Here is a 15,380-nt window from a genome sequence, read left to right as displayed (position 1 = left end):
AAAATATATGGCACGTATTGCAGGAGTAGATATTCCACGTGAAAAACGCGTAGTTATTTCATTAACTTACGTATATGGTATCGGTACTTCAACAGCTAAAAAAATTGTTGAAGAAGCTAACGTATCAGCTGATACACGTGTAAAAGATTTAACAGATGACGAATTAGGTCGTATCCGTGAAGTAGTTGACGGTTATAAAGTAGAAGGTGACTTACGCCGTGAACAAAACTTAAACATTAAACGTTTAATGGAAATTTCATCATACCGTGGTATTCGCCACCGTCGTGGTTTACCAGTTCGTGGTCAAAAAACTAAAAACAATGCTCGTACTCGTAAAGGCCCAGTTAAAACTGTAGCTAATAAGAAAAAATAATAGGTAAAGGAGGCAAAATATAAATGGCACGTAAACAAGTATCTCGTAAACGTAGAGTTAAAAAGAATATTGAAAATGGTGTAGCACACATCCGTTCAACATTCAACAATACAATCGTAACTATCACTGATGAATTTGGTAATGCTTTATCTTGGTCATCAGCTGGTGCATTAGGTTTCAAAGGATCAAAAAAATCAACACCATTCGCTGCTCAAATGGCATCTGAAACTGCTTCAAAATCAGCAATGGAACATGGTTTGAAAACTGTTGAAGTAACAGTAAAAGGACCTGGACCAGGTCGTGAATCAGCTATTCGTGCATTACAATCAGCTGGTTTAGAAGTAACAGCAATCAGAGACGTTACTCCAGTACCTCACAACGGTTGTCGTCCACCAAAACGTCGTCGCGTATAATTTTTATTGATTGTTATTGTTACAAATCACTGAGCGAAACAATTTTAAAATTAATTCGACGTTATTAAGGAGGATTTTGTAAATGATAGAAATTGAAAAACCTAGAATTGAGACAATTGAAATTAGTGAAGATGCTAAATTCGGTAAGTTCGTTGTTGAACCACTTGAACGTGGCTACGGTACTACACTAGGAAACTCCTTACGTCGTATCCTACTATCTTCATTACCAGGTGCAGCCGTTAAGTACATCGAAATTGAAGGTGTTTTACACGAATTTTCAGCTATAGACAATGTTGTTGAAGATGTTTCTACAATTATTATGAACATCAAAAAATTAGCATTAAAAATCTATTCTGAAGAAGATAAAACATTAGAAATTGATGTGAGAGATGAAGGCGAAGTAACAGCAAGTGATATTACTCACGATAGTGATGTTGAAGTTCTAAACCCAGAACTTAAAATTGCAACAGTGTCTAAAGATGGACATTTAAAAATTCGTCTTGTTGCTAATAAGGGTAGAGGTTACGCATTAGCAGAACAAAATAATACTAGTGATTTACCAATTGGTGTAATTCCTGTAGATTCACTATATTCACCTGTTGAACGTGTAAACTATACAGTTGAAAATACACGTGTAGGTCAAAGTAGTGATTTTGATAAATTAACTTTAGATGTTTGGACTAATGGTTCAATTACTCCACAAGAGTCTGTTTCATTAGCTGCTAAAATTATGACTGAACATTTAAATATTTTCGTTGGTCTTACAGATGAAGCGCAAAATGCTGAAATCATGATTGAAAAAGAAGAAGATCAAAAAGAAAAAGTACTTGAAATGTCTATCGAAGAATTAGACTTATCAGTACGTTCATACAACTGTTTAAAACGTGCAGGCATCAATTCTGTTCAAGAATTAGCGGACAAGTCTGAAGCTGATATGATGAAAGTGCGTAATTTAGGTCGTAAATCTCTTGAAGAAGTTAAATATAAATTAGAAGATTTAGGATTAGGTTTAAGAAAAGAAGATTAATAAGTTAAAGGAGGTTAACTCATGGGTTACAGAAAATTAGGTCGTACTTCTGATCAACGTAAAGCTATGTTACGTGACTTAGCTACATCACTTATCGTAAGTGAGCGTATTGAAACTACAGAAGCTCGTGCAAAAGAAGTTCGTAGTGTTGTTGAGAAATTAATCACTTTAGGTAAAAAAGGTGACTTAGCATCTCGTCGTAATGCTGCTAAAACATTACGTAATGTTGAAATCTTAAATGAAGATGAAACTACACAAACTGCACTTCAAAAATTATTTGGTGAAATTGCTGAACGTTATGCAGAACGTCAAGGTGGATACACTCGTATTCTTAAAGTAGGTCCTCGTCGTGGTGACGGTGCTGAATCAGTTATCATCGAATTAGTAGATTAATTTTATATATAAATACACTAACTACTTGTATTTAAAGCAAATGAGTGCAACGATAATGTTTGCCACATACAAATATTGTCTAGCTCAGAGTACCCCATCAACTAAATACTAATATAAAGCGTGAACTCAACTAAAATGTGATGGGGTGCGCGCTTTTTTAATTTTAATGAATCTATAATGATTAAAAAGAGTCGTGCTTTTGAGGCATGACTCTTTTTATATATGAAAGACGTTTACTCATGTACATCTAGTTTTTATTCATGTAAACTAATGTAGTAACTATTAATAAAGGAGGAAGGCTGTGAAAACTGATAATAACAATATCATCGAACTTAAACATGTACATTTTCAATATCAAAAAGATGCGGCCTTCACTTTAGAAGATGTGTCATTTAATATACCAAAACATCAATGGACATCCATTGTAGGACATAATGGTTCGGGGAAATCTACAATTGCAAAACTTATAGTTGGAATAGAACAAGCAACTGAAGGAGAAATTTTTTATAACAATCATTTAGTTACGCCTGATTATTTAAGAGAGGTTAGACGCCATATTGGTATTGTCTTTCAAAATCCAGAAAATCAATTTGTAGGTTCAATTGTGGAATATGATGTAGCTTTTGGACTCGAGAATCACGCAGTATCTCATGACAAAATGAAAGCAATCGTCATTCAATCTTTAGATAATGTAGATATGAAAGAATATATGGAATATGAACCACATTCTTTATCGGGAGGCCAAAAGCAACGCGTGGCTATTGCAGGAGTCTTAGCACTAAGTCCAGATGTCATCATTCTTGATGAAGCAACCTCTATGTTAGATCCCCAAGGTAAACAGTCTTTACTTTCATTAATTAGACAAGTTAAACAAGAGAAAAATTTAACGATTATTTCTATTACTCATGATTTAAGTGAAGCGTTAGAAAGCGACCATGTCGTCATTATGAATAAAGGTAAAGTTTACAAAGAAGGCAAGCCAAATTTTATTTTTTTAAATACACAGTATTTAGTAGAGATTGGCTTAGATTTACCATTTGCAATGAAAATGAATCAAAAGCTAGGCTTTAAAGATGAATTCACTACATATGAAGGGCTGGTTGATAAATTATGACCATTCAATTTAATCATGTTTCATATATTTATCAAAAAGGCACTCCTTATGAATATCAAGCCTTAAATGATATCAATCTCAAAATTGAGCAAGGTAAATACTATGCGATTGTTGGTCAAACAGGAAGTGGTAAATCCACACTCATTCAACATTTTAATGGGCTATTAAAACCAACAAAAGGTAGTATTACTTTTGATAATAAGGAGATTACTCATAAAACAAAAGACAAGCATCTACGAGAATTAAGACAACAAGTAGGTTTGGTTTTTCAATTTCCTGAATCACAATTGTTTGAAGATAGTGTGGAAAGAGAAGTAGCATTTGGTCCTAAAAATTTTAAGATGAATGTGGAACAAGTTAAGTCTTATGCGTATCAGTTACTCTTAGATTTAGGTTTTGATCATCATATTATGGAACAATCGCCATTTGAAATGTCAGGTGGTCAGATGCGTAAAATTGCATTAGTTTCTATCCTTGCAATGAAACCGAATATAATTATTCTTGATGAGCCTACTGCTGGACTTGATCCAAAAAGTCGTCAGCAAGTGATGGAATTAATAAAATCAATTCAAGTCAATCATCATAAAACTGTCATATTAGTGTCACACGATATGAATGATGTGGCGCGATATGCAGAAGAAATCATTGTAATGAGGCAAGGGAAAGTAATAGAACAGTGCTCTCCTAAATCATTATTCAGACAACACGAAAAACTGAAAGATTGGCATATTGCATTGCCTGATGTAGTACAACTGCAATATGATGTTGAAGATAAATATCAAACCATGTTTAATGATATTGCCTTAAATGAAGATGAGTTTGTAACATTGTATCAGGAGTGGCAAGAACATGAAAAATAAACTTATTATAGGACGTTATTTACCTAATAACTCCGTGATACATCGTCTTGATCCTAGAGCAAAGTTGATTTTTGTATTTGTATTTATTATTTTTATCTTTTTTGCTCATTCTTTTGCTACATTCGCTTGGATAATATTATTAATTCTATGTTTTATGAAAATGGCTAAAATTCAATTTTGGTTTTTAATTAAAGGATTAACACCGATATTTTTCTTCTTAATCTTTACGTTTTTAATGCACATCTTCTTTACTCACGGCGGGACTACGCTATTAGAAATAGGTTTTATTAAAATTGATAGTACAGGGGTATTAGAAGGTATTTTTATTTCTTTAAGATTAATAACGATTGTTATGGTTGCAACAATTATGACATTATCAACAAGTCCAATTGACTTGACTGATGCTTTTGAAAAGTTAATGGCCCCATTGAAACTATTTAAAATTCCTGTGCATCAATTAAGTATGATTATGTCAATTGCTTTAAGGTTTATTCCAACATTGATGGATGAATTAGATAAAATTATTCTTGCTCAAAAATCAAGAGGTTCTGAAATCAGTTCGAGGAGTTTAATGACAAGAATTAAAGCTTTCATCCCATTAATGATACCGCTATTTATTTCTGCCTTTCAAAGAGCTGATGAATTAGCCATTGCAATGGAAGTTAGAGGATATGATGCTAATGTACAACGTACAAGTTATCGTAAGTTGTCATGGCATAAGAGAGATACTTTGAGTCTATTCAGTCTGATACCTATTGGAATGATATTATTTATATTAAAATATATGGGAGTGTAAGACATTGCGCATACTAGTAAATATTGCGTATCAAGGACATGGATTTCTTGGTTTTCAAATTCAACAACAAGGTAGAACTGTTCAACAACAATTTGAAAAAATTTTAAAACGTATGCATCGCCGACATGTGCGTATACATCCATCAAGTCGCACAGATCGTGGTGTGCATGCTTATGAACAGTATTTTCATTTTGACACAGAATTGAATATTGAGCCTAAACAATGGAAATATGCGATGAATAGTGCGTTACCTGAGGATATTTACGTGAATAGTGTAAAACAAGTAGATGACACGTTTCATTGTCGTTATGATTGTGTAGGTAAGAGATATCGCTATAAAGTGTATCAAGCGGAACATCGCAATCCATTTGAAAGTGGTCTTAAGACATTTATAAAAGATGACTTAGATTTAGATAAGATGAATGAAGCGGCTAAACACTTTATTGGAACTCATGATTTTACTGGATTTTGTTCACAAAAGACTGAAGTTGAAAGTAAAGAACGTACACTATACCAAAGTGAAGTTGTCAAAACGGACGAAGGTTTTGACTATATCGTCACAGGTTCTGGTTTCTTATATAATATGGTGCGCGTACTTGTAGCTTTTTTAATAGAAGTAGGTAAAGGGAAGCGACAACCTAACGAAGTTCCTGAACTGCTTAAAGCTAAAAATAGAGATAATGTCCCTTTTACAGCACCCGCTGAAGGATTATATCTTGAAAAGATATATTTAGATCCAGAAGCACTTAAAAATGACTTTGGTGAGGATATAAAAATACATTACAAAAAATCATTACAAAATGACTAATATGCATTGACAAATGGGCTTATAAAATATAAGATAGTTAACGGTATTGTTTTATATCATCCCACGATAAGCCCCGGAAACTTATTGTGTTACAAGATATATAAGCAGATTAGACAGGAATAAAATAAATGAACATTACGCTTTGAAATCGTAACAGAATGACCTAGATTGCAGGCCTCGTTCGTAGGTTCGACTGCGATGAGTACCTGTAATCTAAGACGAAGCATTTATTTTTAGGAGGATAATTATTATGCGTCAAACATTTATGGCAAATGAATCAAACATTGAGCGCAAATGGTATGTTATCGATGCTGAAGGCCAAACATTAGGTCGTTTATCATCAGAAGTAGCATCTATCTTACGCGGTAAAAATAAAGTAACTTATACACCACACGTTGATACTGGTGACTATGTAATCATCATCAACGCTGAAAAAATCGAATTAACTGGTAAAAAAGAACAAGATAAAGTTTACTACCGTCACTCAAATCACCCAGGTGGTATTAAATCAGTGACTGCTGGTGAATTAAAACGTAATAACCCTGCTCGTTTACTTGAAACTTCTATCAAAGGAATGTTACCAAGTTCACGTTTAGGTGAAAAACAAGGTAAAAAATTATTTGTATACAGTGGCGCTGAACACCCACACGCTGCACAACAACCAGAAAACTACGAATTACGTGGTTAATTAGAAGGAGGAAATTACATTGGCACAAGTTGAATATAGAGGCACAGGCCGTCGTAAAAACTCAGTAGCACGTGTACGTTTAGTACCAGGTGAAGGTAATATCACTGTTAACGATCGTGACGTACGCGAATACTTACCATTCGAATCATTAATCTTAGACTTAAACCAACCATTCGATGTTACAGAAACTAAAGGTAACTATGATGTATTAGTTAACGTATACGGTGGTGGTTTCACTGGACAAGCTCAAGCTATCCGTCATGGTATCGCTCGTGCATTATTAGAAGCTGATCCAGAATACAGAGGTTCTTTAAAACGCGCAGGTTTATTAACTCGTGACCCACGTATGAAAGAACGTAAAAAACCAGGTCTTAAAAAAGCACGTCGTTCTCCACAATTCTCAAAACGTTAATATTGGAATTGTTGCAAGCTTGTTTGCTTACAAGTTCAGTATGCAAATCGCATCAGCAATTTGTGTTCCATTAGAACGATTAAAGCACTTCTCAACTTTGAGAAGTGCTTTTTTATATAAAAAGACTAGTCGTTCTAAAAAACACTAGCCACATGTATATCTATTTATTTTTCATAACTTCATCAACCACTTCTGTCATGTCATTATGAATAACTAAACTTGCTTGTCTATCATACGGTGTAGCGTCTCTATTAATAATTACAAGATTGTCTCCTGTAAAGTTAGAAATAAAGCCAGCAGCAGGTTGTACGACTAAGGATGAACCTAACACAATGACAGTATCTGCTTTTTGGATTTTATCTAATGCTCTAAAGACAGTAGGCTGATCGAGCATTTCACCGTATAATACGATATCAGGGCGAATGACATCACCGCAGTTCTCACAATATCTTAATTTGTGTTCTATAACATATGATTTCGTATATTCTTTTCCACAATTGATGCAATAAAAGCGATTCAGTGTACCATGAATTTCATCAATATGTTCACTTCCAGCATCTTCATGTAACCCATCGATATTTTGGGTAATCACACCTAAAGATTTGCCTTCTTTTTCTAACTCTGCAATCCATTCATGGACGATATTAGGTTTTTTATCTGCTACTAGTAGTCGTTTATGATAAAAGTCGATAAAGCTTTCTTTATTATCATTTAAATGATCAATACTTAATAAATATTCAGGTGAATAACCCTCTTTTGAAATTTCATCAAATAATCCACCCATGGAGCGGAAATCAGGTATACCACTTGCAACTGATACACCCGCACCAGTAAAAAATACAATTTTGTTTGATTTATCAACAATTTCTTTTAATTTTTCAATTTTATTACTCAATCTGAGCACCTCGTTTATAATAATGACTAATATAACTTTTTTAAAATGAATTTTATACTATTATTACAACATATTTTTACCTTTATTTTCTAGTTTTAAGACAAGTAATAGTATAGAATGAAATTGCGTTTAAAATCTTTATGAAATATATGTTCATTTTATATGGACATGTTTAATAAAATAAGTTGGATGTGAGAATTTGAATGAATAAATACGATCGTTTAGAAGAAATTACTAAACTCGTAAATCAAAAAGGAACGGTTAGGACAAATGAAATCGTTGAGGAACTTAATGTATCTGACATGACAGTACGTCGTGATTTAGCTGAACTAGAAGAAAAAGGATTACTAACTAAAATACATGGTGGTGCACGTAGTAATTCAGCTTTTCAAATTAAAGAAAAGTCTCATCAAGAAAAGCACACAGAGAATATTGAAGAAAAACGTGCTGTCGCAAGGAAAGCTGTTAACTTAATTGAAGAAAATGATACGATTTTTTTAGGACCTGGAACAACAATCGAGTTACTGGCTCAATTAATAGAACGAGAGTCATTAACAGTGATTACGAATTGTTTTCCAGTATTTCAAATATTATTTGAAAAACGTTCGCTAAATTTTAAAGTTTACTTATTAGGTGGAGAAATGAGAGAACTTACTGAATCATTTGTAGGTGAAATGACAAATACGCTCCTTAAAACAAAACGATTTAGTAAAATGTTTTTTAGTTGTAATGGAATAAAAGATGCAGATGTACTCACTTCTACAATTGACGAAGCGTATACACAACAACTTGCACTTCATCGTTCACTTGAAAAATACTTATTAATTGATACTTCAAAAATTGGAAAAGAAGATTTTACCCAATTATGTCATTTAGAAGATTTAACAGCAGTAGTTGTTGATAAAAATGATGAAGATAATGTACAAAAATTAAAAGCTTACACAGAAGTGATATATTAATTGAATGATACCAAGATTGTTTAAATAAACAATCTTGGTATTTTTTTTAGATAATTGAACGCAATTAAACATAAAAACAAAATATTTTGTTTAAAAAAATGAAATTTCAAACAATATTCGAACATTTATTGTTGATTATTTGTTTATTTATGTTTATAATTTAGGTGTAAAGATTTGAAAGCGCTTTTTCAAACACATGTGTTTAATTATCTTATTTTCAAAGGAGAATCATTATGACAATTTTTATCGGTTCAGATGTCGCTGGTCAACGTCTTAAAGATGTTGTGAAAACATTTTTAAAAGAAAATAACCATGATGTAGTAGATGTAACAGAAGGAAAAGAATTAGACTTTGTTGATTCAACATTAGCAGTTGTACACGAAGTACAAAAGAACGATGATAATTTAGGAATTGCAGTGGATGCTTATGGTGCAGGTAGTTTTATTGTTGCTACAAAAGTAAAAGGAATGATTGCTGCTGAAGTATCAGATGAACGTTCAGCATATATGACACGTAGTCACAACAATGCACGCATGATTACAATGGGTGCTGAAATTGTAGGCGATACATTAGCTAAAAATATTGCTAAAGAATTTGTAAATGGACACTATGATGGCGGACGTCACCAAATCCGTGTAGATATGTTAAATAAAATGTGCTAATTGGAGGAATAAATAATGAAAATTGCTATAGGTTGCGATCACATTGTAACTGATACAAAAATGGAAGTTTCACAACACTTAAAAGCTCAAGGACACGAAGTTATTGATGTAGGTACGTATGATTTTACACGTACACATTATCCTATCTTCGGTAAAAAAGTAGGAGAAAAAGTTGCTAGTGGAGAAGCAGATTTAGGCGTATGTATTTGTGGTACTGGCGTTGGTATTAGTAATGCAGCAAACAAAGTCCCAGGTGTAAGAACAGCATTAGTACGTGATATGACATCAGCACTTTATTCAAAAGAAGAATTGAATGCTAATGTTGTTAGTTTCGGCGGTAAAGTAGCAGGTGAATTATTTATTTTCGATATCGTTGATGCATTTATTAAAGCGGAATACAAACCTACTGAAGAAAATAAAAAATTAATTGCTAAAATTAATCATTTAGAAGCACATAACGATAATCAAGCTAATCCTCACTTCTTTGATGAATTCTTAGAAAAATGGGACAAAGGTGAATATCACGATTAAGGAAGATGTGAAATGATTCTAACATTAACTTTAAATCCTTCAGTTGATATCTCTTACCCATTAGAACAGTTTCATCTAGATACTGTGAATAGAGTTAAAAAGACGAGTAAAACTGCTGGAGGAAAAGGATTAAATGTAACACGTGTATTATCAGAATTTGGCGAAAATGTGTTAGCAAGTGGCTTTTTAGGTGGCGCATTAGGTCAATTTATTGAAGAACAATTAATGGATGCTCAAATTGAACAGTCTTTCTTCAAAATAAAAGGAGAAACGCGAAATTGTATCGCTATTCTACATGAAGGACAACAAACTGAAATACTCGAACAAGGACCAACTATTGACAAGAGAGAAGCAGACAGCTATAAAGCACATCTTTTAGAACTATTTAAAAAAGCCAATGTTATAGCGATGTCTGGAAGTTTACCTAAAGGTCTTAATACCAATTACTACGCTGATATTGTGAAATTAGCAAATGAACAAGGGCTACCCACGATTTTAGATAGTTCTGGTCAATCATTAATGGATGTATTGTTGAGCGAAAGTAAGCCTTCAGTGATAAAACCTAATATTGATGAATTATCTCAATTATTACACACTACTGTCACTACAGATATCGATAGTTTAAAAGAAGCGGTTACTCACCCCATCTTCAAAGGTATTGAATGGATTATTGTTTCTTTAGGTGGCGATGGCGCTTTCGCTAAACATCATCAAACATTTTATAAAGTAAATATCCCAAAAATAGAAGTCGTTAATCCTGTAGGGTCTGGTGATTCTACAGTGGCAGGTATTGCATCAGGTCTTGTTCATCAACAATCCGATGAAGATTTACTGAAAAAAGCGAATGCATTTGGAATGTTAAATGCAATGGAGCATCAAACAGGTCATATCAATGTAGATAAATTTAAAGAACTATTCAAACAAATTGAAGTTATAGAGGTGTAATTCATGACAAAATCACAACAAAAACTAGCATCAATCGAACAATTAAGTAATCAAGATGGGATTATTTCAGCTTTAGCATTTGATCAACGTGGGGCATTAAAAAGAATGATGGCTGAACATCAAACAGAACCTCCTACAGTTGAACAAATCGAACAATTAAAAGTACTTGTATCAGAAGAGTTAACACAATATGCATCTTCTATTCTTTTAGATCCTGAATATGGCTTACCTGCTTCTGATGCACGTAATAAAGAGTGTGGTTTATTACTTGCATATGAAAAAACTGGATATGACGTGAATGCAAAAGGTCGTTTACCAGATTGCTTAGTAGAATGGTCTGCTAAACGTTTAAAAGAACAGGGTGCCAATGCAGTTAAATTCTTACTTTATTATGATGTAGATGATTCAGAAGAGATTAACATTCAAAAGAAAGCTTATATTGAACGAATTGGTTCAGAATGTGTTGCTGAAGACATTCCATTTTTCTTAGAAGTGTTAACTTATGATGATAATATTCCAGATAATAAAAGTGCTGAATTTGCAAAAGTAAAACCTCGTAAAGTAAATGAAGCAATGAAGTTATTCTCAGAAGAGCGATTCAATGTTGATGTGCTTAAAGTTGAAGTACCCGTAAATATGAATTTTGTCGAAGGATTTACAGAGGGTGAAGTTGTATACACAAAAGAAGAAGCAGCACAACATTTCCGTGATCAAGATGCAGCGACACATTTACCTTATATTTATTTAAGTGCTGGTGTATCAGCTGAATTATTCCAAGAAACATTAACATTTGCACATGATGCAGGTGCACATTTCAATGGTGTGTTATGCGGACGTGCGACATGGTCTGGTGCAGTTAAAGTTTATATTGAACAAGGAGAACAAGCCGCAAGAGAATGGTTACGTACAACTGGATATAAAAACATTGATGATTTAAATAAAGTACTAAAAACAACTGCAACATCTTGGAAAGCAAAATAACTTAGGGGAGGTTATTCATATGAACAGAGAAGAAGTACAATTACTTGGTTTTGAAATTGTCGCATATGCAGGAGATGCACGTTCAAAATTATTAGAGGCTTTAAACGCTGCTAATGAAGGTGATTTTGAAAAAGCTGAACAACTTACCGAGGAAGCAAATGAATGTATTGCAAATGCACATAAAGCTCAAACAAACTTATTAGCTCAAGAAGCGCAAGGTGATGACATTGCATTTAGTATTACAATGATTCACGGACAAGACCATTTAATGACAACGTTATTATTAAAAGATTTAATGAAGCATTTAATTGAATTATACAAAAAAGGGAGCTGACCCCTATGAATAAGTTAATAGCATGGATAGAAAAAGGAAAGCCGTTCTTTGAAAAAATATCCCGTAATATTTATTTAAGAGCGATTCGTGATGGATTTATTGCAGCAATTCCAATTATCTTGTTCTCAAGTATATTTATTTTAATCACATATGTACCTAACGTGTTTGGCTTTACTTGGAGTAAAACGATGGAAGGTATATTGATGAAACCATATAACTATACCATGGGAATTGTTGGTTTGATTGTAGCTGGAACAACAGCTAAGTCTTTAACCGATTCCTACAACAGGAAATTAGATAAAACCAATCAAATTAACTTTATTTCTACAATGATGGCTGCGATGAGTGGATTTTTATTCTTAGCAGCAGATCCTATTAAAGAGGGTGGATTTTTAAGTGCATTTATGGGCACAAAAGGATTATTAACAGCTTTTATTTCAGCCTTTATTACCGTAATTGTTTATAATTTCTTTATTAAAAGAAATATTACAATAAAAATGCCTAAAGAAGTACCACCAAATATTTCCCAGGTATTTAAAGATATCTTCCCGTTGTCAGCGGTTATTATCATTATTTATGCATTAGATTTATTATCAAGAACATTTATTCATACAAATGTAGCGAACGCCGTATTAAAAATCTTTGAACCATTATTTACTGCGGCAGATGGCTGGATTGGTGTCACACTTATCTTCGGTGCTTTCGCATTCTTCTGGTTTGTAGGTATACATGGTCCATCTATTGTTGAACCAGCAATCGCTGCAATTACTTATGCAAATCTTGAAACAAACTTAAATTTGATTCAAGCAGGAGAACATGCAGATAAAATTATTACACCTGGTACACAAATGTTCGTTGCAACTATGGGGGGTAGCGGTGCTACATTAGTCGTACCATTTATGTTTATGTGGTTAACTAAATCAAAAAGAAATAAAGCCATTGGTAGAGCATCGGTTGTACCAACATTCTTTGGAGTAAATGAACCAATTTTATTTGGTGCACCACTCGTATTAAATCCAGTATTTTTCATACCATTTATTTTTGCACCAATAGTAAACGTATGGATCTTTAAATTCTTTGTTGATGTACTTAAAATGAATAGTTTTAGCATCTTCTTACCATGGACGACACCAGGGCCTCTTGGTATTGTGATGGGTACAGGCTTTGCTTTTTGGTCATTTGTGTTAGCGATTGTATTAATCGTAGTTGACGTTATGATTTATTATCCATTTTTAAAAGTATATGATGAACAAATTCTTGAAGAAGAACGAGGCAATAAAGAAGTAAATAATGAATTAAAAGAAAAAGTATCAGCAAACTTTGATACGAAAAAAGCAGATGCAATTTTAGCAACTGCTGGTGCAAATGAAGCGACAACAAATGAATCAGCACCTTCCGATGAGGAAGTATCGGCTAAAGAGTCATCAAATTCAATTAACGAACAAACTAACGTTTTAGTCTTATGTGCCGGTGGCGGTACAAGTGGATTACTTGCAAATGCGTTAAACAAGGCTGCTGAAGAATATCAGGTACCTGTAAAAGCGGCAGCTGGTGGTTATGGTGCACATATGGATATTATGAAAGACTATCAATTAATTATTTTAGCGCCTCAAGTTGCTTCTAACTATGAAGATATAAAACAAGATACAGATCGATTAGGTATTAAATTAGCAAAAACTCAAGGTGTTGAATACATTAACTTAACTCGTGATGGCAAAGCAGCATTAGACTTCGTTCAACAACAATTTGAAAAATAATTAGGAGATGAAAGTATAATGAAAAAATTACCAGAAGATTTTATTTTCGGTGGTGCAACAGCAGCTTATCAAGCAGAAGGTGCGACTCAAACAGACGGAAAAGGTCGTGTAGCCTGGGACACTTATCTAGAAGAAAACTATTGGTATACAGCTGAACCTGCAAGTGACTTTTATCATAAATATCCAGTTGATTTAGAATTAAGTGAAAAATTTGGTGTTAATGGTATCCGTATATCTATCGCGTGGTCAAGAATTTTTCCAACAGGTTATGGAGAAGTTAATCAAAAAGGTGTAGAATTCTATCACAATTTATTTAAAGAGTGTCATAAACGACACGTTGAACCGTTTGTTACATTACATCATTTTGATACTCCAGAAACACTTCACAGTGATGGAGATTTCTTAAACCGTAAAACGATTGATTATTTTGTAGACTATGCAAAATTCTGCTTTGAAGAATTTACTGAAGTCAACTATTGGACTACTTTTAATGAAATTGGTCCTATTGGTGATGGCCAGTATTTAGTCGGTAAATTCCCACCAGGAATTAAATATGATTTTGCAAAAGTATTCCAATCTCATCATAATATGATGGTCGCACATGCAAAAGCAGTTAAATTATTTAAAGATAATGGATATAATGGGGAAATTGGAGTAGTTCATGCATTACCAACTAAGTATCCATATGATCCTTCAAATCCGAAAGATGTAAGAGCAGCAGAACTTGAAGATATTATTCATAATAAATTTATCTTAGATGCAACATATTTAGGAAAATATTCTCGTGAAACTATGGAAGGTGTACAACATATTCTTTCTGTCAATGGCGGTAAATTAGATATTACCGATGAAGATTATGCTACATTAGATGCTGCAAAAGATTTAAATGACTTCTTAGGTATCAATTACTATATGAGTGATTGGATGAGAGGATATGAAGGAGAATCAGAAATTACACACAATGCTACTGGAGATAAAGGTGGCTCTAAGTATCAACTTAAAGGTGTAGGACAACGTGAATTTGACATAGATGTTCCTCGTACTGATTGGGATTGGATGATTTATCCACAAGGTCTTTATGATCAAATTATGCGTGTTATAAAAGATTATCCTAACTATCACAAAATTTATGTTACTGAAAACGGACTTGGTTATAAAGATGAATTCGACGAAGAACGTAAGACAGTTGATGATGATGCACGTATCGACTATGTTAAAAAACATCTTGAAGTCATTGCTGATGCGATACGTGATGGTGCCAATGTAAAAGGTTATTTCTTATGGTCACTTATGGATGTGTTCTCATGGTCTAATGGTTATGAAAAACGTTATGGTCTATTCTACGTTGATTTTGACACACAAGAACGTTATCCGAAAAAAAGTGCATATTGGTATAAAGCATTAGCTGAATCTAAAGAAATTAAGTAATTTT

Annotated in this window: 19 protein-coding genes; 18 read left to right on the top strand and 1 reads right to left on the bottom strand. The window is 33.3% G+C overall.

Annotated elements, in window-relative coordinates; genetic code table 11:
- Positions 1-7 precede the first annotated feature (7 nt).
- From rpsM to rpsI, 10 genes are all read left to right on the top strand, one after another.
- Complete coding sequence (gene rpsM, locus HMPREF2561_RS01460) at positions 8-373, top strand: 30S ribosomal protein S13 (protein ID WP_002448629.1); 366 nt, start codon at positions 8-10, stop codon at positions 371-373.
- Between the two features lie 23 nt (positions 374-396).
- Positions 397-786 carry a 30S ribosomal protein S11 gene (gene rpsK / locus HMPREF2561_RS01455; protein ID WP_000101625.1) on the top strand — a complete coding sequence of 130 codons (390 nt, stop codon included), beginning with the start codon at positions 397-399 and terminating at the stop codon, positions 784-786.
- An 82-nt stretch (positions 787-868) separates the two neighbouring features.
- The gene (locus HMPREF2561_RS01450; RefSeq protein WP_070468264.1) at positions 869-1,813 is read left to right on the top strand and encodes a DNA-directed RNA polymerase subunit alpha; all 945 of its coding nucleotides are present in this window, start codon (positions 869-871) and stop codon (positions 1,811-1,813) included.
- A 21-nt stretch (positions 1,814-1,834) separates the two neighbouring features.
- Positions 1,835-2,206 (top strand): 50S ribosomal protein L17, encoded by a 372-nt coding sequence (gene rplQ / locus HMPREF2561_RS01445; RefSeq protein WP_002448491.1) that lies wholly within the window; start codon positions 1,835-1,837, stop codon positions 2,204-2,206.
- Positions 2,207-2,507: 301 nt separating this feature from the next.
- Entirely contained in the window at positions 2,508-3,320 is an 813-nt protein-coding gene (locus HMPREF2561_RS01440; protein WP_048762077.1) for an energy-coupling factor transporter ATPase, read from the top strand.
- A complete protein-coding gene (locus HMPREF2561_RS01435) occupies positions 3,317-4,180 on the top strand; it encodes an energy-coupling factor transporter ATPase (protein WP_019835776.1) in 864 nt (287 codons plus the stop codon). Before HMPREF2561_RS01440 ends, HMPREF2561_RS01435 begins: the two co-directional genes overlap by 4 nt.
- Entirely contained in the window at positions 4,170-4,976 is an 807-nt protein-coding gene (locus tag HMPREF2561_RS01430; protein WP_070468262.1) for an energy-coupling factor transporter transmembrane component T family protein, read from the top strand. The genes HMPREF2561_RS01435 and HMPREF2561_RS01430 overlap by 11 nt, the downstream gene beginning before the upstream one ends.
- A 4-nt stretch (positions 4,977-4,980) precedes the next feature.
- Positions 4,981-5,784, top strand: coding sequence for a tRNA pseudouridine(38-40) synthase TruA (gene truA / locus HMPREF2561_RS01425; protein WP_048679181.1), 804 nt, complete (start codon positions 4,981-4,983; stop codon positions 5,782-5,784).
- Positions 5,785-6,034: 250 nt separating this feature from the next.
- Positions 6,035-6,472 (top strand): 50S ribosomal protein L13, encoded by a 438-nt coding sequence (gene rplM / locus HMPREF2561_RS01420; protein ID WP_002448612.1) that lies wholly within the window; start codon positions 6,035-6,037, stop codon positions 6,470-6,472.
- A 19-nt stretch (positions 6,473-6,491) separates the two neighbouring features.
- A complete protein-coding gene (gene rpsI, locus HMPREF2561_RS01415; protein WP_002448344.1) occupies positions 6,492-6,884 on the top strand; it encodes a 30S ribosomal protein S9 in 393 nt (130 codons plus the stop codon).
- Positions 6,885-7,044: 160 nt separating this feature from the next.
- On the opposite strand, the gene HMPREF2561_RS01410 is transcribed toward rpsI, so the two are convergent.
- The gene (locus HMPREF2561_RS01410) at positions 7,045-7,779 is read right to left on the bottom strand and encodes an NAD-dependent protein deacylase (protein ID WP_070468260.1); all 735 of its coding nucleotides are present in this window, start codon (positions 7,777-7,779) and stop codon (positions 7,045-7,047) included.
- A gap of 203 nt (positions 7,780-7,982) precedes the next feature.
- Between HMPREF2561_RS01410 and HMPREF2561_RS01405 the strand changes: the two genes are divergently transcribed.
- The 8 genes from HMPREF2561_RS01405 (at position 7,983) to lacG (ending at position 15,376) form a co-directional block, all read left to right on the top strand.
- Positions 7,983-8,738: a DeoR/GlpR family DNA-binding transcription regulator gene (locus HMPREF2561_RS01405; protein WP_049414052.1), complete on the top strand. Its 756-nt coding sequence runs from the start codon at positions 7,983-7,985 to the stop codon at positions 8,736-8,738.
- Positions 8,739-8,971: 233 nt separating this feature from the next.
- On the top strand, positions 8,972-9,400 hold the full coding sequence (gene lacA, locus HMPREF2561_RS01400; protein ID WP_002448540.1) for a galactose-6-phosphate isomerase subunit LacA: 429 nt from the start codon (positions 8,972-8,974) through the stop codon (positions 9,398-9,400).
- Positions 9,401-9,415: 15 nt separating this feature from the next.
- Entirely contained in the window at positions 9,416-9,931 is a 516-nt protein-coding gene (gene lacB, locus HMPREF2561_RS01395; RefSeq protein WP_002448324.1) for a galactose-6-phosphate isomerase subunit LacB, read from the top strand.
- A gap of 12 nt (positions 9,932-9,943) precedes the next feature.
- Positions 9,944-10,876: a tagatose-6-phosphate kinase gene (locus tag HMPREF2561_RS01390; RefSeq protein ID WP_049419991.1), complete on the top strand. Its 933-nt coding sequence runs from the start codon at positions 9,944-9,946 to the stop codon at positions 10,874-10,876.
- Between the two features lie 3 nt (positions 10,877-10,879).
- Complete coding sequence (lacD, locus tag HMPREF2561_RS01385; protein ID WP_019835810.1) at positions 10,880-11,857, top strand: tagatose-bisphosphate aldolase; 978 nt, start codon at positions 10,880-10,882, stop codon at positions 11,855-11,857.
- A gap of 19 nt (positions 11,858-11,876) precedes the next feature.
- On the top strand, positions 11,877-12,191 hold the full coding sequence (locus tag HMPREF2561_RS01380; protein WP_017174827.1) for a PTS lactose/cellobiose transporter subunit IIA: 315 nt from the start codon (positions 11,877-11,879) through the stop codon (positions 12,189-12,191).
- A 5-nt stretch (positions 12,192-12,196) separates the two neighbouring features.
- Complete coding sequence (locus tag HMPREF2561_RS01375) at positions 12,197-13,948, top strand: lactose-specific PTS transporter subunit EIIC (protein WP_070468258.1); 1,752 nt, start codon at positions 12,197-12,199, stop codon at positions 13,946-13,948.
- Between the two features lie 15 nt (positions 13,949-13,963).
- Entirely contained in the window at positions 13,964-15,376 is a 1,413-nt protein-coding gene (gene lacG, locus HMPREF2561_RS01370) for a 6-phospho-beta-galactosidase (protein WP_131565995.1), read from the top strand.
- Positions 15,377-15,380: the final 4 nt, after the last annotated feature.

Source organism: Staphylococcus sp. HMSC069E10 (assembly GCF_001809205.1).
Classification (GTDB): Bacteria; Bacillota; Bacilli; order Staphylococcales; family Staphylococcaceae; genus Staphylococcus; species Staphylococcus hominis.
Note: the sequence above shows the minus strand (reverse complement) of the source record. Positions and strands in the feature narration are given on the sequence as shown.

Bases quoted from the DNA above. Each gene is read 5' to 3' on its own strand.
- rpsM (WP_002448629.1), top strand. From the start codon at position 8: ATGGCACGTATTGCAGGAGTAGATATTCCACGTGAAAAACGCGTAGTT.
- rpsK (WP_000101625.1), top strand. From the start codon at position 397: ATGGCACGTAAACAAGTATCTCGTAAACGTAGAGTTAAAAAGAATATT.
- HMPREF2561_RS01450 (WP_070468264.1), top strand. From the start codon at position 869: ATGATAGAAATTGAAAAACCTAGAATTGAGACAATTGAAATTAGTGAA.
- rplQ (WP_002448491.1), top strand. From the start codon at position 1,835: ATGGGTTACAGAAAATTAGGTCGTACTTCTGATCAACGTAAAGCTATG.
- HMPREF2561_RS01435 (WP_019835776.1), top strand. From the start codon at position 3,317: ATGACCATTCAATTTAATCATGTTTCATATATTTATCAAAAAGGCACT.
- HMPREF2561_RS01430 (WP_070468262.1), top strand. From the start codon at position 4,170: ATGAAAAATAAACTTATTATAGGACGTTATTTACCTAATAACTCCGTG.
- rplM (WP_002448612.1), top strand. From the start codon at position 6,035: ATGCGTCAAACATTTATGGCAAATGAATCAAACATTGAGCGCAAATGG.
- HMPREF2561_RS01405 (WP_049414052.1), top strand. From the start codon at position 7,983: ATGAATAAATACGATCGTTTAGAAGAAATTACTAAACTCGTAAATCAA.
- lacA (WP_002448540.1), top strand. From the start codon at position 8,972: ATGACAATTTTTATCGGTTCAGATGTCGCTGGTCAACGTCTTAAAGAT.
- lacB (WP_002448324.1), top strand. From the start codon at position 9,416: ATGAAAATTGCTATAGGTTGCGATCACATTGTAACTGATACAAAAATG.
- HMPREF2561_RS01390 (WP_049419991.1), top strand. From the start codon at position 9,944: ATGATTCTAACATTAACTTTAAATCCTTCAGTTGATATCTCTTACCCA.
- lacD (WP_019835810.1), top strand. From the start codon at position 10,880: ATGACAAAATCACAACAAAAACTAGCATCAATCGAACAATTAAGTAAT.
- HMPREF2561_RS01380 (WP_017174827.1), top strand. From the start codon at position 11,877: ATGAACAGAGAAGAAGTACAATTACTTGGTTTTGAAATTGTCGCATAT.
- HMPREF2561_RS01375 (WP_070468258.1), top strand. From the start codon at position 12,197: ATGAATAAGTTAATAGCATGGATAGAAAAAGGAAAGCCGTTCTTTGAA.